Raw genomic sequence first — 19852 nt, forward strand, 5'->3', positions numbered from 1 at the left:
CGCTCACGTTCTGCCTGGCATCGGTCTTTTGGCGCTTTTGCCGCAGGCGCATTGCTTTTTTGCAATTTTCAACGTGTTTGTTTTGGCTCCCAGCAAATACATTAAGGAACAAATATGCTCAACAATCCGCTACTTCAGTACGTTACCGACGCCAAGGGCAATGTTGCTTCTGTTATTATTCCCTGGCCCTTGTGGGAAAAAATGGAACCAAAGGTCCGCAAGCTGCTAGAGGCCCAAACAACACCGCAAGAACTCACGCAGGCACCCGGGCCTCTGGCCAACTTTGATGAACTCATGCAGCACTGGGATTTTAAATATCCCTATAGCCCTTCGGTTACGTGTCCGCACTGTGCGGCAAGTGCCCTTGACTGGCGCAACGATCCCAACCAGTCGTTTATTTTGACTAACGCAAATATCGGCGGCCTGCTCGTTTTTCACTGCCGCAAGTGCGGCACCACTATCAGGCAAAAGCATTTTCACAATCACGTGGCTGTGGAGCATACCACGCCCAAGGATTAGCCGAGGGCGTTTGCTGCCGTAGCCGTTAGCGGCTATTGCAGTACTGTGTTTTTTTTGCTGGGTCTGCGCAAAACAATTTCTTTTGCCAGGCCCAGATACGCTTCTGCGCCTTTGGACTTTATATCATAATGGATGATTGACTTGCCGTGGCTCGGCGCTTCTGAGAGGCGCACATTGCGGGGAATGACCGTTTCGAACAGGTGCTCGGGAAAGCAGCGGCGCACTTCGTTTTTTACTTCGCGGGTCAGGCGGTTGCGCGTGTCGTACATGGTCAGTACAACGCCAAGTAGCGAGAGATCGGGGTTGAGGCGTTTTTTGACCTGCTCGTAGGTTTGCAGCAGTTTTACGATGCCCTCGAGCGCAAAAAATTCGCACTGCAGGGGGATGAGTAGCTCGCGCGACGCGCACAACGCGTTGAGGGTCAGCAAACCCAGTGAAGGCGGGCAGTCAAGGATGATGTATTCGTAGTCGTTGCGCACGCTTTTAAGGCACTCGTCCAAAAAAAACTCGCGAGCCATTTTGTCGACCAGCTCCAGCTCAACGGCCACAAGATTTGTGCTGGCGGGCAGAATATCCAAAAACGGCGACCGGGTTTTTGCAATATTTTCTTTGAGTTTTTCGGGCTCATAAAAGGTGTTGTACAAATCGCCGTGCAGGTCTTCCTGGTGCAGGCCAATGCCGCTGGTGCTGTTGGCCTGAGGGTCGCAGTCCACAAGCAGAACTTTTTTTTCCATCACTGCCAGAGCGGCGGAAAGGTTGATGGCAGTGGTCGTTTTGCCGACCCCGCCTTTTTGATTGGCAATGGAAATAATACGCGCCATTGAGGCCTCCCAGTCATATTGACTGATTTTAGAGGAAGTTCTGCTTCAACCATGCCTTGCAAGTCAGGGAGCAGGTTCGTCAACGAGCATGAAATTTTTGGAGCAACAGTTTAACGGCGCACTTGAACTTTAAAACTTCGTGTTTCACATGAAACATGCCCTGCGCGTGTTGCTGTACTGGGTTGGTTGTAAAAGAGCAGGCAGGGTGCGTCAAGATTAAAAGCATAAAAGTGCGAAGCTAACTTGCCCCGCATAGCTAAACAGCGTAGTAAAAAAGCACAATTTCCAGGCTGGAGCGAATATGGAAACGACAAAAGTGCTGCTGGTTGATGACGAAACTGACGTGACGCGTATCCTTTCCAAGCGTCTGGGACGAAGAGGGTACGAATGTCAGGCCGCCGCTAACGGACAGGAAGCTGTAAACGCCATGGAACAGTTTCCTTTTGGTGTGGTGATAATGGATGTAAAGATGCCTGTCATGGACGGCATGTCCGCACTGCAGGTTATCCATTCGCGCTGGCCAAAAACGCAGGTTATCCTGCTTTCAGGACATGCAGACATGCAGCTGGCAGTGCAGGCCATGAGCGAGGGTGCCTTTGGGTACCTTATGAAGCCGGTTGACATTGACGAGCTGCTTTTTAAAATTGAAGACGCCACTACCCAGATTCGCCTTGAGGCGGAGCAGGGCTAGTAAACGTTACGTTAACAAGGACACCATATGTACAAAGGTAAAAAAATTGCCGCGGCTGTTGTTTTGGCATCTAGCATGGTTGTTGGTGCCGTGCCCGGTATAAACAACTCTGTGGCAAGCGCAGTAGAAATTACGGAAGAAAATCTGCCCCAGTTTCTCGAAAAACTGTTTCGTGAACGCCCTGAGCTTATAATGGACGTTTTGCGCAAGCAGAGCGAGTCGGTGCTTGATATTGCCCAGCAGGGCTCAAACCTGCGTCGCCTGCACAGCCTTGAAGCCCAGTGGGCTGTAGACATGAAGGTTAACAAGTCTGTCAAAACCGAGGGTCGCCCTGTAATGGGGTCGCCCAAGGCAAAGGTGCGCATTGTGGCGTTCTCCGACTTTACCTGCCATTTTTGCCAGCAGGCCTCCAAGACCGTGGATGCCATTTTGAAAGAATACGGCAATGACGTGAGCCTTGTGTTCAAAAATATGCCGCTGGACGAAAAAGGGCCTGCCACCATTGCATCGGCGTATTTTGTGGCCGTGTCGCAGCAGAGTGAAGAAAAGGCCTGGCAGTTTTATAAAGCCCTGTTTGCCGACAGGGACAGGCTTATTGCTGAGGGCGAGGCCTTTTTGAAAAAAACGGCTGAAGACCTGCACGTGGACATGAAAAAGCTGGCCAAGGATGTGCACAGCAAAAAGGTCACGGACATTATTGCCGAAGACCAGCAGGACGCCCAAAAATTGGGCATAGAAGGCACGCCGTATTTTCTCGTAAACAATCTTGTGGTGCGCGGTGCGCTGCCGCTTGACCTGTTTAAAAGCGCTGTGGACATGGCGCTGAAAAACAGCAAATAGCCATGCGCGTACTGCCGGTCTGCGAAGCAGATCTGCCAGCAATTCTGGCCCTGCAAAAAACAGCGTTTGCAGATGAAGCCCGGCTGGTCGGCGATTGGAGCATTCCGCCGCTGACGCAAACGCTGAGCGAACTTGCCGAGGACTTACGCAAGGGCGTTATGCTCAAAGCGCTGAACGAGCGCAATGAGCTTGTGGGGACAGTGCGGGCGCTAACCGCAGGCCTCGGTATGCATATCGGCAGGCTCGCGGTTTTGCCCCAATGGCGGGGCAGGGGCTATGGTTCAGCCTTGTTGCAGGCAATTATGGCCGCAACTACAGCCAGCAGATACGAGCTGTTTACAAGCTCGCAAAGCGAGCGCAATTTGCGGTTGTACCAGCGCTTAGGATTTCGACCTTTTAAAAGGACTCTGACCGCATCCGGCGTTGAGCTGATCTGGCTGGAAAAAACCGCAACCAGCAATGCCGGCGAGGACAGCAACTTCAAGACGGTGTAGAGCTCTGCCGCATGACCTGGTCAGTTGAAGCGGGTACTTTTTGCATGCCCCAACGGTGCGCAGGCCAGCCCAGGCAGAATTGTTTTTTATCAGGTTGCGGAATCAGGCATGGTTGCGCTGTCAAAACGCAAGAGTAAAAACGCAAAAAGCAGGTCGAGAGCGACCTGCTTTTTGCGTTGATGGCCGGGCACAAAAAACATGCAGTACGGTATTGCCGAGTTGTTACGGAAAGCCAACACCCCGAAAAGCATCCAGATAGGCCAATGCAAAGAACCCTTGCGCAACCCCGCAGATTGATGGCGTGCGGAGCGGTGCACAAAGAGCAATAACGCACAAAAGAAATACGCTGTAAAAAGGAAGAATGGGAGCAAAAGCGCCATGCGCCAGTCGCAAAACAGGCCCAGGCGGGCAGGCAGGGCTAATCTGCGTTGCCGCGATTGCGGATAACCTTGGTCATCCATGAGCGCAACTGGTCAAGATCAGCCTGTTGCGTTTTTTCGGAGGCATCAAGCAGCGTGCGCAGGGTGGCAACCTCCTGACGCAACTGACCCACCTCTGGCGCAGGCGAGCCGACGGGGGCTGGCAAGCGCTGCACCACAAGCTGCAGCAGGTGCGCGATGCCCTCAATGGCGCTGGTTTGCCGCTCAAGAATCTGCAGGGCGGCAGAAGGAAAATACTCATTACTTACTGCAAGATCGGCAACTTCGCCAGCAGCGGCAGTGTCCGCAACCGCCACCGCGTTGCGGGGAAAACGTGCCGTCAGGGCGTCCTCGACCGCAGCCGCCGTACGTGATTTTTGCATTTGCTCAAGTATTGCGGATATGACCTCTAGAGTTTCGCGACGGTAACGGCGTCTGCGTCCATCGCCAACGCTGGGTATAAACTGCGCAAAACGTTTGCAATAATAGCGTGTTGTAGATTCCGGCAAAGAAAAATGGCGCGAAATATCCGCAATACTTAACAGGCTTTCAGCTACAGCTGCCTTGCGTGCCATGTTTCCTCCCGTGCCGGAAAAAAAGCTTTGTTATGCAATCTGAGCAACGTACAGCCCGGCAAATTGAATAAAATGAGGGGAGTGGGCAGAATCGGAACTCAGCAACAAGGTGATTCCGATATAATTCTTGTTTGAAATACTCCAAACAAAATTTAATAGCAAGTCAGCAAACAGAAAAGACGGTACAGACAAAGCCGATACCGCCGCATTGAGACAATTACGCTGTTGCGCTTTGGCGCTTATGCGAATCAGTAAACCACCCTGCGTACCGCCACAAGGCTGTTGCGCCAATAGGGAACGTCCAAGCTTTCCACGCGCACGTTTTCGCCCCGTCGCGGGCTGTGGATAAATGAATTGCCCCCGGCGTATATGCCGGTGTGCAGGCCGCGCGGGCCGGAACCCGTGCGGAAAACGAGAATGTCGCCCTGCCGCGCCGAGGAAAGGGACACCTTTTGCCCCGCGCTGGCCTGATCAGACGTGATACGTGGAACCTTCAGGCCGTTTTGCCGGTACGCCCACCAGATAAGGCCGGAGCAGTCAAAGCCTTTTTGGGGGGATGCTCCGCCAGCGCGGTACTTATTGCCCATCTGCGTGTACGCCGTCTTAACGACCTTCTGGGCCGATTCGGGCGCAGGGCCACCGTCGGGAGCAGACCGAAAAGCGCCGCAGGCCGTCAGAAGTACGGCGCAGACAAGCAGTAAGGCCATATTGCGCCAGAGGCGCCAATTGAGTGTGCGCATTGCTGCTTCCATGCTGCAACCTGCTGTGTTTGCAAATAAATTTGCAAAAGTCAAAAATATAACACCATGCTCGCTGCATCAAGAGTAGCAAATAGCGTGCCTTGTGTGTGTGCAGGGGAGCGGGAGCTGTAATTATTTTGCTGATTGGCGCAATAAAACGCGCACAGGCAATCAGGAACAAACGGTGCATGTTGCTCGACAGCAAAAAAAAGCCCCGCATAAACGGGGCTGTGGTATTGGCTGTGCAAGGGGAGCGGCCGGAGCCGCTCCCACCAGGCATGTGCTGTTTTATTGGGCGGGCTTTGCCTCGGGCGTGACGCGGGTCTGGCCGTTCCAGACCTGGTCAGCCTTGGGCAGAGCGGGCAGCAGCTTGGTCCAGGGGTTCTTTTTGAGGAATTCCGGATCCTGCTGCAGCTTGCGGCTCATCTCGAGGATCGGCGGCACGGTTTCCTTGATGTCCCTGGAAAGCGGTTCGGCAATGCCGAATTCCGTGGCCTTGTTGGCCAGATCCACGGCCTTCTGGCTGCATTCCATGGAGGTCATGAGGGTATCGAGGGTTTTTGCAGGGTTATGGAAGCCAACGCTGTTTTCAGCCGAGACGTAGTCCCAGAACAGCTGACCCTTGCGAACCATTTCACGGGCTTCGGTCATCAGGGCATCGTAATCGGGCGAGCGCTTGCCCTCATAGCCATTGGCGAGCCGTACGGCCTCGTGCGCCTTGACCGAGATTTCCTGAGCTTTGAGCAGCTGCTCGTAGGCCTTTTTCTGCGTGTATTCCACACGGCCGCGCAAGTAGTCGGCCGTCTTGTCCGCATGGCACTGCCTGCAGGCGCGCAGCTCGGGATCCTTGAGGGGCGAGGTCATCCAGTGGCTGGAAACCTTTTTGCCGCCTTCGCGCATGTAGGGCATGTGGCAGTCGGCGCAGGCGACGCCGGCAGCTCCGTGCGGGCCGTCCTGGAACATCTCGTAGTCAGGATGCTGCATCTTGATCATGCCGACCTTGGAGGCCGCGTGCGTCCAGTCGACAAAAGGACCAGGCTTGCCGTCGGGGCCCTTGGCGCCGTGACCCTTGTAGTACTGGTACATATCCTCGGGGTTGAAGCCGTTGTCCCAGGGGAACACGGGTTTGGCGGCGGGGCCGTTGTCCTTGTGGGTAAAGTAGTATTCCACATGACACTGGGCGCACACGAGGCTGCGTTTCTGGTTGCGTGAAAGCTTGGCCCAGTCTTGCCCGCTGCGCTTCAGCCAGTCTTTGAGCGGTTCGGAGTACGGGCGCAGCTCCATGGTTGCCGGGTCGTGGCAGTTGGCGCAACCGATGGTTTCGTCCATGCCGTCGATTTTGTCCTTGCTGCGAAATTCGTTGACGTCTTTGGACCAGAAGCTGTCGCCGTACTGTTTGACCCACTCCATCATCTTGGGGGTTTTGCAGTTCCAGCAGGTGGCGGGCAGGCCGCCCTTGCCGTCTGCGGCAAAGCGGTTGATGCGGTCAATATTGACAAAGTCCTCTATGGCGTAGGTGTGACCTCGGGCTTCATTATACTCGTACATAAAGGGATAGCCCAGCCACAGGTTTTTCAGATAGGGCTGTGCGTGCTTGAAGCCGGTGGGCAGGGGGTTGACGTTGTCGTTCTTGTGGTAGGGTATGGACCCCTTGTACTCGGTCATGACCGAGGTTTCGTTGTTCTTCATGTACGAGGCGTACTGCTGGGGAAATTCCTTTTTGAAAGCAGAAATACGGGTTTCGTTTTCAGGAATACCGGTTTTGTACTTGGGGGCCTTGAGGTCAGTGGAAACATCCTGACAGCCCGTAAGCAAAACCACGCCAAGCAGGGCCACCGCTCCCAGGGCCTTGTGTATATTGCTCTTAGTCATTGGCTACCGTCCTTGTGCTTATAGGCATCATGCGCATATGGGCCATACCCCGGTGGCAATCCACACAGTAGGGTTTGGCGTCCATGCTGGCCACATTGACATTGGTCTGGCTATGGCAGGCCATGCAGTTGGCATTAACCACATCCTTGGTGCGCACGCTCAGAGGGCGCGGAATGTCGTGGCCTGAAACATTGCCGATAAAGTCACGTAAGCCTTCCTGGCCCTTGAACGGCAGCTTGACCAGCAGATTGTGCGGGGCATGGCACTCGTTGCACGAAAGCTTGGCATGCGAACCCATTTTTTGGGTTACGGCCGCTTCCTGCATTATGTGACAACTGGCGCAAAACGGTCTCTGGTCAGTTGTCGTCATGGCGTACGCAAGCACACCCAAAAGCACCATTCCCGCCGCAACGCCGCCCAACAGCACCTTAAGCCATGGTCCATTGCGGGGTGTTCCCATAGAGCCTCCTTAACTCGCTCCTTGCGTGCCGCCCCAATGGCGGCAACACCCTTAAAAGAACAAGAACCGTACCAAAAAGTGTAAATAAATTAAAAAAATAATGAGTATATAAATTGGCATATTAAGTAAAACTAAGGCAAAAACAGTGATTATGGTCACAGAAAAAATCAGATAAATAAGACAAATTCATAAAAATATGACAACTCGCACCAGAAGGTAAGCAATGCTGCGCGAATCATTAAAGAAGTCAAAAAAAATGCCGTGGCTGGCCATTGCGGCCAGTCTTGCCTGGCTTGTGCTGACCGGGGTGCTGTACAGACAGGCCGTGCAGGTCAATGCCGAACACAGTCTTGAACTTGAGCATACACGACTCTCAACGATGGCGCAGCAATTAATGGACGCCAGAAACTGGAATGCCGCACACGGCGGCGTCTATGTGGCGCAAAGCGAGTACGGCCAGCCCAACCCGTGGCTGCCCGAGTCGGAGCGCACGGTCAAAACCCAGGATGGCCGCAGCCTTGTGCTGGTCAACCCCGCCTATATGAGCCGCCAGCTGGCGGAACGCAGCTCGCGCGAAGGCGTGAGCATCAGCATCATCAGCAACGCCCCGCTGCGGCCCGAAAATATGGCCGATGTCTGGGAGCGCTCAGCATTGGCCCGTTGCGCCGACGAAACACCCGAAGTCTTTACGCCGCCCCGGCAGGGCGACGGGCAAAGCCTGCGGCTCTTGAGCGTGCTCATGGCCCAGCAAAGCTGCCTGCGCTGCCATGCTGGCAGAAAGGTGGGGGATGTGCTGGGCGCCATCAGCGTGAGCCAGGACGCGACCCAGTTTCAGAAAAGCCTGGAAAAACAGCGTCACAACATGCGCCTGTTGTACGGGTTGCTTGCCGTTACTGGCGTCCTCGCCATTGGCGGCATCACCCTCAACCTCACGCGCAGGCGCTGGCTGGCCGAAGAAGCCAGCCGCATGAAGAGCGCATTTATGGGGCACCTGAGCCACGACATGCGTACGCCCCTCACGGCCATAGTGGGCATGAGCGAGCTGGCCCAAAAAAAGAATCTGCCCGAGCAGGAGCGCAACCGCGCCCTCAATTATCTGGTACAGGCTGCTGAGGCCCTGCACGAAATGGTAGGCGACATCATGGACCACGCTGCGCTTGAGCAGGGCGCGCCGTCCCTGCAGGCGGCTCCGTTCAACCTGCGTCAGTGCCTGGCCGACTGCGTGGAGCTCTACCGGCCCATCTCGGAAAACAAATCAATAACTCTTACGCTGGGGCTGGACAAAAACCTGCCCACCTGCGCCGTGGGCGACAGTTTTCGCCTGCGACAGGCGCTCGGCAATATCATCAGCAATGCGGTGAAATTTACGCAGACAGGCTCTGTACGGGTGTTTGCGACAGGCATTGAAAATACCCCCGCGCAGCTGCGGCTGGCCATAGCAGTGACGGATACCGGCCCTGGCCTCGCACAGGAGGATCAGGCCCGCGTGTTCGAGAGCTTTCAGCGGGGGCGCGACAGCGCCCACACGCCAGGCACAGGCCTGGGCCTGAACATCGCGCGTACGCTGGCAAGGCTCATGGGCGGGGATGTGCATCTGGTCTCACGCCCCGGGCAGGGAGCCTGTTTTACGCTGGAGGTTCTGCTGCAGCAGTGCACCCAAAGTCAGAACAGCGAGGCGGACAGGCAGGAAGACGCCGCAGGGCAGAATCAACGCGCGCCCCTGCAGGGCAAAAAAGTGCTGGTGGCCGAGGACACCACGTCCATTGCCTACGCCCTCAGGCAGATGCTGCTGGGCATGGGGGCCGAACCGCTGGCCGTCGCAAGCGGTGAAAGCGCGCTGCAAACACTTGCCGATCCAAGGCAGGGGCCGTGGGATATGGTCATCCTCGACAGCCGGTTGCCCGGCTTGAGCGGCCTGGAAGTACTGAGCGCCATTCGCCAGGGCGAAACCCTGGCCCAACGTCAAATGCTTGCCGTCATCTATACTGCTACCAGCAGCAGCGAATTTGTGCAGACCTGCAGAAAGCTGGGGGCGGATGGCGTATTTTTGAAGCCACTGAGTTTTGAGCAATTGCGCAGCCAGCTGGAAAGAATTGTCGCAGAAAGGGATTATGCCCGGCACGGGCCTGCCTCGCAGCCTGCGGACGACAAAAACGCAATAAACAATGGCGCTGTGAATAGTTCTGCATTGCAGCGAGATGAAGCCATTCAAAGTGGTAACGTGGTATGGAACCGCAACGCGGCGCTTGCAGACCTCGACAATGACGAGGCTGTACTGCAAAACCTTGTGGATGTGCTGGCGCACGAGCTGACAGAGCGGCTCGCCGCACTGGACGCGGCCCTTGCCGACGGTAATGCCGAGCAGGTGCGCCGCACGGCGCATGCCTGTAAAAATTCGGCGGGCATCATGCGGCTTGATCAGCTGCGAGCGGCAGCCAGCGCGGCTGAGAGCGCGTCAGGCGACAGCATTGCGCCAGCCGCGCAAACGCTCAGGCAGGCCATACTTGAGGCCAGGCAGGCGCTCGCCGCCGACGCGGCGAAATAACAGGGCCACGCCCTGCGGCCGGTCGCGGTGTGCAAACAGCGCCCCGCGGCGCTGCAGGCGACAACAGAACAACTTGCGGCGGTAAACCCCGCGCAGCGCCTGCGCGGATATGGGGAGGGGAGCAGATGGCCAGAGTCCTCGTGGTGGATGACGAAGGTCTCATGCGCACCATGGTGCAGGTGGTTTGCAACCGTATGGGGCACGAGACGCTGCTGGCAGGCTGCATTCAGGACGCCCTGCGCATGGCGGTGGAGCCAGTGGACGTGGTGCTGCTTGACGTCTGGCTTCCTGACGGCAATGGTCTGGAATATCAGGCAGATTTTGCGCATCTGCCCGGCGGCCCCGATGTGGTGGTCATTACGGGCAACGGCGACGGCGACAATGCCGAGGCCGCGCTGCGCTCTGGCGCGTGGGAGTTTTTGACCAAACCCCTGCAGATGCGCGACATCGAGCAGTGTCTGCGGCAGGTGCTGCAGTTCAGGCAAAACCGCTCTCCAGCGGCGGAATCGCTGGTGGTGGACAGCGGCCATGTTCTGGGGGCCGGGCCTGGCATGAGCCGCGCGCTCAAGTTGCTGGCGCAGGCGGCAAAAAGCGAAGTAAACGTACTTTTGCTGGGTGAAACAGGCGTAGGCAAGGAGTTGTTTGCGCGGGCGCTGTTTCGCAACAGCGGGCGTGCCGCCAAGCCCTTTATAACGGTAGACTGCGCCTCGCTGCCCGAAACCTTGGTGGAGAGCCATTTGTTTGGCCACAGCCGGGGGGCCTTTACTGGCGCCGACAGGGCGCGGGACGGCTTGCTGCTGGCTGCCGACAAGGGCACGCTGTTTCTTGACGAGGTGGGCGACTTGCCGCAGCCCATGCAGGGGGTGTTTTTGCGTGCGCTGGAGCAGCGCCGCTTTCGGCCTGTGGGCGAGGTGCGCGAGGTGAGCAGCGACTTCAGGCTGGTGGCGGCCACCAATAAAAACCTGGAGCAAATGGCCAGGGAAAACAACTTTCGGGCAGACCTGCTGTACCGGTTGCAGGGCATAACCATTGTCATCCCTCCTCTGCGTGAAAGGCTGGACGAAATACCGGCTCTCGCCCGGCAGGGCATAGCCCGTTTTTGTCTTGCCAGCGACCAGCCTGAAAAAAGTCTCTCCAACGAAGCCCTGAATATGCTGCTGGAATACGCCTGGCCCGGCAATGTGCGCGAGCTGAACCACTGCCTTGAGCGCGCCTGTCTGGCGGCGGGCAAAAGTGATCTGCTGCTGCCCGCGCATCTGCCCACCCGCATGAGGGTCGCCAGCGTGCGTCGTCGTCTGCGGCAGGGGCTCGCTGAACCAGAGCGGGCAAACGAAATGCTGCTGGCTACGGATGCCACGCCCGTCGCAAACGGGGCCGCAGGGCATACGCTGTCAGCTGGGGCCGACAATACGCAGCCCAGCCTGCGAGAATGGAAATCGCAAGCGGAAAAAGCCTACGTGCGGCAGGTGTGGGATATGAGCGGCGAGGACGTGCGCAAGGCTGCGGAAGTTGCAGGTATTTCACGCGGACACTGGTATGAACTGATGAAAAAAATTGGGTTGTAGCAGGGTGTTTTTGTCTCGGGTGGGCGCAGCAAGGCAGAAAAACACGACATTTGCCCAAGGATGCTTGCGTCAAAAAATAAAAGGAGCTATAGGCGAGAAAAACCGGCATTGAAAGGCAATGTTAGAGATTATGAACAAGAGTCCCATTACTGTCAGAGGCTATGTTGCGGCAGTGCCGCGCTCTGTGGACCCGCGCCAGGCCCGTGTTGCGGTTGTGCAGGATGATGTGGAGTACCGCATTATGCCGCGCGGCGCCGGGGTTGATCTGGACGATGAAGTCAGCGTGCCCGTCGAGGTCTCGGGCCTGATGGAAGAGGCCGACGGCGTTATGTACCTCACCGTGCGGGGCTACAAGGTGCTTGAAGACGACTCCTGGCTGGAAGAATAGCCTCCCGCCGCATCGCCCAGGTGGTGCATCCCTTAGCGTTTGTTGCCGGATATGGCGCCTGCCAAACCGGAAAGTCCGGTGCGTGCACGCTGTTGCGCCCGCAGGCGCGACGCAGCTTTTGTCTGTCCATCAGTTGACTGCACTGGTCGGCAGCCTGCGTGTCCCGCGCGCCAATGCAAATATCCATCTGTTAAAGACCGCGCCGCGTGGTGGCCTGCTCCCCGGCAAAGCCCGCGCTCTTTTTTGTCCCAGCATTCGCAAGCGCCCTTGGCGTTTTTTTGTTTTTGGCCCACGGCCGCTAAAAAAGGCTGATCTGCTTTTGCGCCTTGCGGGTGTGCTCGGCAAGGGCGCTGTGTCGGCAAAATTCGCGTATCTGGCCTATAAAGGGCGAAGGCTGCAGCTGCAGCGTGCGGCCATAAAGGCTGCGCTGGGCGCAGTGGCTGAGAAACAGCGCACGGGCGGCACGCGTCAGGCCCACATAGAGCAGCCGACGCTCCTCAGCTTCGTTTTGTTGGCTTTCCCCGCAGGATGTCCCCTCTGTGGGGAAGAGCCGCTCGCGCCGCAACGGTAGCAGGCCGTCTTCCAGCCCAGGAATAAATACCGCCTGAAATTCAAGCCCCTTGGAGGCGTGCAAGGTCAAAATTTGCACGTGCTCGGCTTTTCCGCGCACAAGTTCGGCCTCGCGTAGCCAGGCCAGCTGCTCAAAGAATGCAGGCCAGCTGCCGCTCTGCTTCCATACCCGGCACAATTGCCGCCAGCTGTGCCCGCTGGTAAAGAGTTCCCCCGCCCAGGGCTGGCTTGCAAGCCATGCAACCATACCCTCGGGCGCAGGCATGGTCTGGGCTGCCCAGTGTTCTGGCAGGCGGTAGGTCTGATCCTGCGATTCGGCAAAAAATTGCGCAAAACCGCAAGCTACCGCCAGCATGTCCAGCAGGCGGGCGCAAGCGGGATCCTGCCAAAAAGCATCCTGCGATGGCGCTGCGCATGGGATGCCCGCCTGTTCAAGGGCAGCGCGCAAGGGGGCGATCTGCGCCTTGAGGCGCACCAGAACCGCAACATCGCCGGGTGCAAGGGTTCCGGCCAGGCCGTGCAGGTCGTCCGGGTCTTGCCTGTCCATGAGCGTGTGGGCGGTGGCACCAAGCAGACGCCGCACGCGCTCGGCAACCCAGCGGGCTTCGGCATGCTCGTCAGGGGCGGAAAAAAGCCTCAGGTCGGCCGTGAGCTGCTGCGCAGCCTGCAACGGGCCGCACTGCCCCTTTTGGAGCAAAAGGCTGCGGGCCATGTCCAGCACGCTCTGGCTGGAGCGAAAGCTCTGCCCGAGCCTGTGCACGTCGAGGCCCGGCCAACAGGCGCGCAGACTGGCTTCGCTTTGCCCCGTAACGCCGCGAAAGCCGTAAATTGCCTGATCAGGGTCGCCGATGCCAAAAAAACCCGTGCCGTCCGCGGGCAGCAGGGCGCGTACAATGGCGAGCTGCACAGCGGAGAGATCCTGCACCTCGTCCACAAGCACATGCAGGGGGCGGGCGTTTGCGTCCAGAGGGTTTGCGGCCTGAGCGCGGGCGTGCGCAAGCCACCAGTCCAGCAGGTCGGCATAGTCCACATAGCGTTGGCCAGCGTTTTTGCGGGCCGCATAGTTGGTTGCGGCACGGGCCAGCGGGCTGTTGGTCTGTGCGTCGGCAAGGCTTGCCCGCTCGCGGGCCAAGGCCAGTTGATCCCACAGGTCGCGGGCCTCGCGGGCTTCCAGCGCGGGGTTTGCCAGCCGAAACAGGTTGAGCGCGGCATCCTCGCCCAGCAGCAGCGGGGGGATGCCTTCGCAGGTCTCGCGCATGGCGGCCCAGGCCATGCCGTGCAGGGTGTCGCACTGCGGCAGGGTGCTTTGATCCGCTGCCCAAAAAGCTCCGCTCAATCTCTCGCGCAGCTCGTCAGCGGCACGCCGGGTAAAGGTGACGGCCAGCACCCTGCGCATGTCCACGCCTTGCCCGGCCAGCCACTGCAGGCGTCCCACCAGTACGCGGGTTTTGCCCGCGCCGGGGCCAGCCAGCACAAGCACTGGCGCGGGGCCGCTGGTAAGGGCCGCCTGCTGCTCGGCGGAATAGGCAAACACCCGCGCCGGGCAGTCCGGTTTGGCGGCGGCCCGCACAGCCAATAAATTGGCGGCATCCACCGTTCCGTCCGCAAGGGGCAGAGACGCGCGGCGTACCCGTACCGAACCTTGAGCGGATGCGTCGTCCGCTGCTGCACCGGCCTTTTTGCGTCCACGCCTGGCCGGAGCTTTTACACCCGGCAGTGCTCCGCGCGCGTCTGCCAGCTCCTCTGGGGCAAAAACCCGCACAATGCCGTACTCGCCGTCATAGCCGCCCTGACGGTAGACCTGCCCGCGCCGCATGCGGGCCACGGCCTCGCCCAGCGGTTCCCAGTGGGCGCGGATGTCGGCCTCCGGCAGACGGCAGAGAATATCCAGCTCCGGCCCAAGCTCACGCAAAAGACGGCTGTAGCGTTCCTGCACCCGGCGCGAGGAGGGGCCGACACCCAGAATTTCGCCCACCACCTCGGCCAGCGGTATCAGCGGGCGCACCTCGGGCTCGTGCAGGAGCTGCGCCGGGGTGTCGCGGTCGGCCAGCTCAAGCACGCGGTGCAGCACGCCCACGGTCAGCGGTTTGCCGCAGACGGGGCAGATATTGCCAAGGGCCAGCGAATCTTTGGGTTCCAGCACCACGTTGCAGGCGCGGTGTCCATCGAGGTGGTACTTGCCTTCGTCGGGGTAGAATTCCATTGTGCCCAAAAAACGGCAGTCGAGGCCGCTCTGGTCCTCTCGCCGGGCAGAAGCGCGCAAGGCCGCAAACACGCCCGCATAGCTCGGCTGACCCGCAAAAAGATTGGCCTCGCGCCCCAGGTTGGGCCCGGAATGCGCGTCCGAGTTGGATACGAGGGCGTACCCGTCAAGCCTGCTGATAAGGCGGTTCATGGCCGGGTCGGACGACAGGCCGGTCTCAAGAGCAAAGATGTGCTCCGAAAGGTCGCCGTAGCAGTCCTCCAGCCTGTCAAAGCCGGATTTGGAACCAAAAAGCGCAAACCAGGGCGTCCACACATGGGCAGGAATCATCACCGAACCGGGCGCGCATTCCAGCATGATTTCAAGCAGATCGCGAGAGTCCAGCCCCAGAATGGGCCGTCCGTCGGCGTTGAGGTTGCCTATCTGGGCCAGGCGCAGCGAAAGCCGCTCCGCATCCTCAAGCGTGGGAACAAACACGAGGTTGTGGACCTTGCGCACCTGACCGCCGCGCTTGTAGATGGAGCTGATCTCGGTCTGCAGCATGAACAGCGGAGCTTCGGACGCACGCAAGCCGGGGCTTGCCGTCGGGTCCATGAAGTCCAGCGTTTCCGGCTCCACCGCCAGACGGTAGAGGCCGGAATTCTCGTCGAGCACGAGCTGTTCCGCCAGTTCCGCCCGCCACTGGGGGTGGGTAAAGTCGCCCGTGCCCAGTACGTTGATGCCCTTGCAACGCGCCCAGGCGGCCAGATGACGGGGATTGAGCGCCTTGCTTGTGGCGCGCGAAAACCGGGAATGGATGTGCAGATCAGCTATAAAATTCATGGTTCACCCTGCGGTGGTGGTGTATAAAATGTCGTGCCGCGGCAAAGGCGGCCCGTTAAGCCAGCCAGGGGCAAAATCGCAGCGCCCGCGCGGACCAGTGGGCACCGTCGGTTGCGGTCTGCGCGCTGTGCAGCGTCAGGGGCGCTTCAAGCACGCACTGGTGCGCCGCATTTTTGCGGGCCAGCGCAAGAACGCGCATGGCGGGCCTTGAGGCGTAGGCCCGCACGGGCACAATGCCGCGCAGGCCAAGCCCCGCGTCATCCAGGGCGGCGCACAGCCGGGGCAGTGCTGCAGCGTCGTAAATACAGCAAAAATATCCCAGATGCCGCAGCAGGTTTGCGGCGGCGCGGCAAAACACCGTCAGCGAGACCTCAGGCGCATCAGCCCCAGTGTTCTTGCGCGCACTCTCTCCCTGCGCTGCGCGCAGGGCCCGCTCGCGCATCCGGCTAGGCGAGGGACGGCCCGCCACGTCATAGGGCGGGTTTGCCAGTACCAGGTCAAAGCTGGCGGGCTTGCCGCCGGCGGGCTCGGGCAGCCGCCCAAGCTGGCGCAGGTCAGCCAGGTCGGCCTGGGCAAAGTGCAGCCTGTCCGCAAGGCCAAGAAGCTGCGCATTGGCAGTAGCGGCCTGCACAAGGGGCGCTTCCCTGTCCAGCCCAAGGCCTTTGAGCGTGTCGCAACGCAGGGCCAGCCCCAGCAGGGCCGCCCCGCAGCCGCAGCCAAGCTCCGCAGCGGCAAGGGCGTTGCGCCGGGCCGGGCTTAGGCCTTCCACCTGCCGTGCGGCAAAAGCCGCCAGCAGCAGAGCGTCCGCGCCAAAGCGCAAGCTGCCTTGCGGCTGCTGAAGCCCGCGCGGGAAAAGCGCACGGGCTTTGTGGATGGTGGCTTGGGTGTCCATGGCGTTTCCTGCGCAGGAGAAAGGGCCGCCGACAGAAATGGTATCCCTGCTGGCGGCCCGTGATATGTCGTGCTGTGCATGCCGCCGGGCGGCCTGCATGGGGGCTACAGCAGCGCCCCCTCCCAGTTGAACAGGCTTTTGCGCCGCATGTCGGGCACAGAGGCGGGCGGGTTTTCCTGCATATGCGCAAAAAAGCCGTATCCAGCCGCCGAGAGCTCCTGCCGTTTGCTGGTGATGTCCAGCGGCCAGCCAGGATAAATCCAGATATTGCCGCCGTACTGCCGCGCCCAGAAGGGTTCGCCCATGGGGCTGAGGAAGGGCTCGTTGGGCTTGACGCCCAGCAGGCCAAAACGGCTGATGCCCACGGGCCAGTAGCCGGAAAGCACCGCGCCCAGCGGCAGGGGGCTTTGCGCGGGCAGGGCGAGCATGTCTTCCTGCGCCAGCTCGGGGCTCACAAATGCACCTGCAAAGCCCATTTGCGCCAGCACGCCAAGGGCTGAGGCATTGGCCGCATTGCAGAACGGCCCTGCCAGCAGGTCGGCGTTTTCGTCCAGCTGCTCGGGGAAAAGGCCTCGCTGCCACGGCGCGTTGCAGACAAAATGCCGTGCGCCGTCGCGCCACAGCCTGCCTATGGAACGGCGCAGGGTTTCCTCTTCATCCGGCCAGATAACAGGCGGTAGCCACCAGCACATGCGCGGGGCCACCGTGCGCGAGAGCTCCGCGCTGCGCGCCGATAGCCAGAGGCCCTGCAACTGGCTGCGGCTTGTGCGGGTCTCCTTGCCGTGGGGCACGCTTGAGCGCACGTACACGTCTGGCCGGGGCTTGGCCTTGATGGGCTTGGGCAGACGCGGGTCGGTTTCTACCGGTTTGCTGGGGCGCGAGGGCATGGCCTCAAGGCGTGCCTGCCAGCTCTTGATGATGCGCATAAGCTCCGGTTCACGCCGGTCAATAAGAAAAACCGGCGTGCCTGCCTTGGGCGTCTTGTGCTTGGGCAGGCGCAGGGCAAGGCTGCCGCCCTTGGGGATGCGCCGGGTTACGGGCAGGGTGGCGTGCCAGCGCTCGTCCTCCACGCCCACGCGCAGGTAGTCCTGCGGCAACAGCTCAAAAAAGGGCTTGAGCGTCACGCCGCCTTCGGGCTCGATGCGTATCTTGCCCGCCAGCAGGCCGGAGCTGGTCTGGCCGTCCGGCGCGATGGGGATGGTGTGATCCTTTTGCGGCAAAAAGCGCGCGCGGGTCACGGGCCGCCCCAGAGCCATCTGCAGTATTTCTTCCGCAGTCTTGCGGGCCTGGGCGTCGCCGGGGTTGTCGCGCAGCATGCGGTAGGCTGTCACCACATGGTACACGTAGTGCGGGCCTTTTTTGCGGCCTTCGATCTTCCACGACACCAGATGCGGGATGTTCATCAGGGTTTTGGCCAGCACATCCAGCGAAAGGTCAAGGCAGGAGAACCAGCGCCCGTTGTGCTCCTTGCCGCGCACCTGTCCGCGCGTGGTCTGGCGTCGGGGCGCGTCAAACGATTCGTTTCTGCGGTCGTCGGATTTGTCCCGGTCGTCGGGCCTGCCGCGTCCATCGCGTCCGTCGCGCCCGGTACGGTTTTTGCGGGCAATGTCCATGCGCGACTGTTCGCTGCGCAGGCGGTCCTGCTCCTCGCGTTCCGCATTGCGGATCAGGGCAATGGCCGCAGGGCCGCCCTGACGGTACACGCGGCGGCAGGGCTGCACGCAACGCCCGCGCAGACCGCTTTTGCCGCCCATGTAGCTCGACCAGTAGCAGCGGCCGGAAACGCAGTAGCACAACGCGCCGTGCACAAAGCACTCGAGGTCAAGGCCTTCGGGGCAGGCCTCGCCCATGGTGCGTATCTCGTCAATGGAAAGCTCGCGCGGCAGGATAACGCGGTTTGCGCCAAGTTTTTTGGCCTGCAACAGGCTTTCGGGGTGGGTGAGGTTGGCCAGGGTCGAAAGAAAAAGGCCGCCCTCAAAACCTGCCTGACGGGCAAGATCAAGCATGGCCAGATCCTGCACGATAAGCCCGTCGGGGCGTACCTGACGGGCAAGGCGGGCCGCCAGCCGGTATGACTGCGAGGTCTCGCCCGGCTTTATGAGGGTATTCATGGCCACATAGACGCGAGCGTTTTCGGCATGGGCCAGATCGGTAAGGCGCGAAAGCTCGGTTAGGCCAAAATTTTCTGCCTGCATGCGGGCCGAAAAATGCTTGAGGCCCAGATAGATGGCATCGGCCCCGGCGGCAAGCGCAGCCAGAAATGAAGGCGCGTCGCCCGCCGGAGCCAGAATTTCGGGCCGGGCGGGCGTGGGTGCGGTCAGGGTTGCGTTGTCCGCAGAGGGGGAAAATGTGTCGTTCATATTTTATAATACTCTTTGTACCAGGCCACAAAGCGGGCTATACCCTCGCTGAGCGGCGTGGACGGGGCAAAGCCGGTGGCGGCGGTGAGGTCGTCAATATTGGCCCAGGTGGACTCAACGTCGCCCGGTTGCATGGGCAGCAGTTCCTTGCTGGCCTTCATGCCCAAGGCGTCTTCAAGAGCGCTGATAAAGTCGTTGAGTTCCACCGTATTGTTGTTGCCGATGTTGTAAATGCGCCAGGGCGCGGAGCTGCTGGCGGGGTTGGGGTTTTCGGGGTCAAAGTCGGGGTCGGCCTGCGGGGCCAGCGGCAGCAGGCGCACCACGCCTTCGATGATGTCGTCGATATAGGTAAAGTCGCGGCGCATGCGCCCCTCGTTAAAAACCTTGATGGGTTTGCCGTGCACAATGGCGGTGGTAAACAGGTGCAGGGCCATGTCGGGCCTGCCCCAGGGGCCGTAAACCGTAAAAAAGCGCAGGCCCGTGCAGGGAATGCGGAACAGATGGCTGTAGGCGTGGGCCATGAGTTCGTTGCTTTTTTTGGTGGCGGCGTACAGGCTCACCGGGTGATCGACGTTGTGCTGCACGCTGTAGGGCCGGGCCGTGTTCATGCCGTAAACAGAGGACGATGAGGCAAAAAGCAGGTGGCCGACCTTGTTTTGGCGGCAGCCTTCAAGTATATGCCCAAAGCCCAGCAGGTTTGCGTTAAGGTACGATTCCGGGTTCTGCAGGCTGTAGCGCACGCCGGCCTGCGCCGCAAGGTTGACCACATGGGTAAAACCCTCGCGGGCAAACAGGGCGGCCATCGCCGGGCCGTCGGCCAGGTCCAGATGCTCAAACCGGAACCGGTGAGCTTCGGGCATGGCGGCAAGTTGGGCCAGACGGTCTTTTTTTAGTTGCACATCGTAATAGTCGTTGCAATTATCAACGCCCACAACGCTGTGCCCGTCGGCCAAAAGCCGCCTGCAAAGATGGTAGCCTATAAAACCCGCCGCGCCGGTCACAAGAACATGCATGAGAACCTCCCAGAGTGCATGCAGGCAAGGTAAGCCAGATGCGCCTTCTGGGCAAGGGCGGCG

General features: G+C 59.8%; 17 protein-coding genes. 7 read left to right on the plus strand and 10 right to left on the minus strand.

Annotated features, from left to right (window positions below; genetic code table 11):
- Positions 1 to 114: 114 nt before the first annotated feature.
- Positions 115 to 519 carry a hypothetical protein gene (locus DDIC_RS00070; RefSeq protein WP_136398549.1) on the plus strand — a complete coding sequence of 135 codons (405 nt, stop codon included), beginning with the start codon at positions 115 to 117 and terminating at the stop codon, positions 517 to 519.
- Between the two features lie 32 nt (positions 520 to 551).
- On the opposite strand, the gene DDIC_RS00075 is transcribed toward DDIC_RS00070, so the two are convergent.
- A complete protein-coding gene (locus tag DDIC_RS00075) occupies positions 552 to 1340 on the minus strand; it encodes a ParA family protein (RefSeq protein ID WP_136398550.1) in 789 nt (262 codons plus the stop codon).
- A 301-nt stretch (positions 1341 to 1641) separates the two neighbouring features.
- On the opposite strand from DDIC_RS00075, the gene DDIC_RS00080 reads away from it, so the two are divergent.
- From DDIC_RS00080 to DDIC_RS00090, 3 genes are all read left to right on the plus strand, one after another.
- Positions 1642 to 2031, plus strand: coding sequence for a response regulator (locus DDIC_RS00080; RefSeq protein ID WP_136398551.1), 390 nt, complete (start codon positions 1642 to 1644; stop codon positions 2029 to 2031).
- A gap of 75 nt (positions 2032 to 2106) precedes the next feature.
- Positions 2107 to 2871, plus strand: coding sequence for a DsbA family protein (locus DDIC_RS00085; RefSeq protein WP_247647500.1), 765 nt, complete (start codon positions 2107 to 2109; stop codon positions 2869 to 2871).
- 2 nt (positions 2872 to 2873) lie between these two features.
- On the plus strand, positions 2874 to 3365 hold the full coding sequence (locus DDIC_RS00090) for a GNAT family N-acetyltransferase (protein WP_136398553.1): 492 nt from the start codon (positions 2874 to 2876) through the stop codon (positions 3363 to 3365).
- An 89-nt stretch (positions 3366 to 3454) separates the two neighbouring features.
- Here the strand turns inward: DDIC_RS00090 and DDIC_RS00095 are convergent, their stop codons facing one another.
- From DDIC_RS00095 to DDIC_RS00115, 5 genes are all read right to left on the minus strand, one after another.
- Complete coding sequence (locus DDIC_RS00095; protein WP_136398554.1) at positions 3455 to 3826, minus strand: hypothetical protein; 372 nt, start codon at positions 3824 to 3826, stop codon at positions 3455 to 3457.
- Positions 3784 to 4359, minus strand: coding sequence for a MerR family transcriptional regulator (locus DDIC_RS00100; RefSeq protein ID WP_136398555.1), 576 nt, complete (start codon positions 4357 to 4359; stop codon positions 3784 to 3786). Before DDIC_RS00100 ends, DDIC_RS00095 begins: the two co-directional genes overlap by 43 nt.
- A 248-nt stretch (positions 4360 to 4607) precedes the next feature.
- Complete coding sequence (locus tag DDIC_RS00105) at positions 4608 to 5099, minus strand: C40 family peptidase (protein WP_136398556.1); 492 nt, start codon at positions 5097 to 5099, stop codon at positions 4608 to 4610.
- A gap of 288 nt (positions 5100 to 5387) precedes the next feature.
- Entirely contained in the window at positions 5388 to 6971 is a 1584-nt protein-coding gene (locus DDIC_RS00110) for an ammonia-forming cytochrome c nitrite reductase subunit c552 (RefSeq protein ID WP_136398557.1), read from the minus strand.
- On the minus strand, positions 6964 to 7431 hold the full coding sequence (locus DDIC_RS00115) for a cytochrome c3 family protein (protein ID WP_136398558.1): 468 nt from the start codon (positions 7429 to 7431) through the stop codon (positions 6964 to 6966). Before DDIC_RS00115 ends, DDIC_RS00110 begins: the two co-directional genes overlap by 8 nt.
- Before the next feature lie 223 nt (positions 7432 to 7654).
- On the opposite strand from DDIC_RS00115, the gene DDIC_RS00120 reads away from it, so the two are divergent.
- The 3 genes from DDIC_RS00120 (at position 7655) to DDIC_RS00130 (ending at position 11929) form a co-directional block, all read left to right on the plus strand.
- Positions 7655 to 9976, plus strand: coding sequence for an ATP-binding protein (locus DDIC_RS00120; protein ID WP_136398559.1), 2322 nt, complete (start codon positions 7655 to 7657; stop codon positions 9974 to 9976).
- Positions 9977 to 10101: 125 nt separating this feature from the next.
- Positions 10102 to 11541, plus strand: a complete 1440-nt coding sequence (locus tag DDIC_RS00125; RefSeq protein ID WP_136398560.1) for a sigma-54-dependent transcriptional regulator — start codon at positions 10102 to 10104, stop codon at positions 11539 to 11541.
- 130 nt (positions 11542 to 11671) lie between these two features.
- Positions 11672 to 11929 carry a hypothetical protein gene (locus DDIC_RS00130; RefSeq protein WP_136398561.1) on the plus strand — a complete coding sequence of 86 codons (258 nt, stop codon included), beginning with the start codon at positions 11672 to 11674 and terminating at the stop codon, positions 11927 to 11929.
- 298 nt (positions 11930 to 12227) lie between these two features.
- Here DDIC_RS00130 and DDIC_RS00135 read toward each other — a convergent pair whose 3' ends face one another.
- The 4 genes from DDIC_RS00135 to DDIC_RS00150 form a co-directional block, all read right to left on the minus strand.
- Positions 12228 to 15524 (minus strand): UvrD-helicase domain-containing protein, encoded by a 3297-nt coding sequence (locus DDIC_RS00135; RefSeq protein ID WP_136398562.1) that lies wholly within the window; start codon positions 15522 to 15524, stop codon positions 12228 to 12230.
- A 55-nt stretch (positions 15525 to 15579) separates the two neighbouring features.
- Positions 15580 to 16416, minus strand: a complete 837-nt coding sequence (locus DDIC_RS00140; protein WP_136398563.1) for a methyltransferase domain-containing protein — start codon at positions 16414 to 16416, stop codon at positions 15580 to 15582.
- A 104-nt stretch (positions 16417 to 16520) separates the two neighbouring features.
- A complete protein-coding gene (locus DDIC_RS00145; protein WP_136398564.1) occupies positions 16521 to 18776 on the minus strand; it encodes a peptidase U32 family protein in 2256 nt (751 codons plus the stop codon).
- The gene (locus DDIC_RS00150) at positions 18773 to 19789 is read right to left on the minus strand and encodes an NAD-dependent epimerase (RefSeq protein WP_136398565.1); all 1017 of its coding nucleotides are present in this window, start codon (positions 19787 to 19789) and stop codon (positions 18773 to 18775) included. Before DDIC_RS00150 ends, DDIC_RS00145 begins: the two co-directional genes overlap by 4 nt.
- Positions 19790 to 19852 lie beyond the last annotated feature (63 nt).

Origin of the sequence: Desulfovibrio desulfuricans, from assembly GCF_004801255.1 — a bacterium.
In the GTDB taxonomy this organism is placed as follows: Bacteria; Desulfobacterota; Desulfovibrionia; order Desulfovibrionales; family Desulfovibrionaceae; genus Desulfovibrio; species Desulfovibrio desulfuricans_C.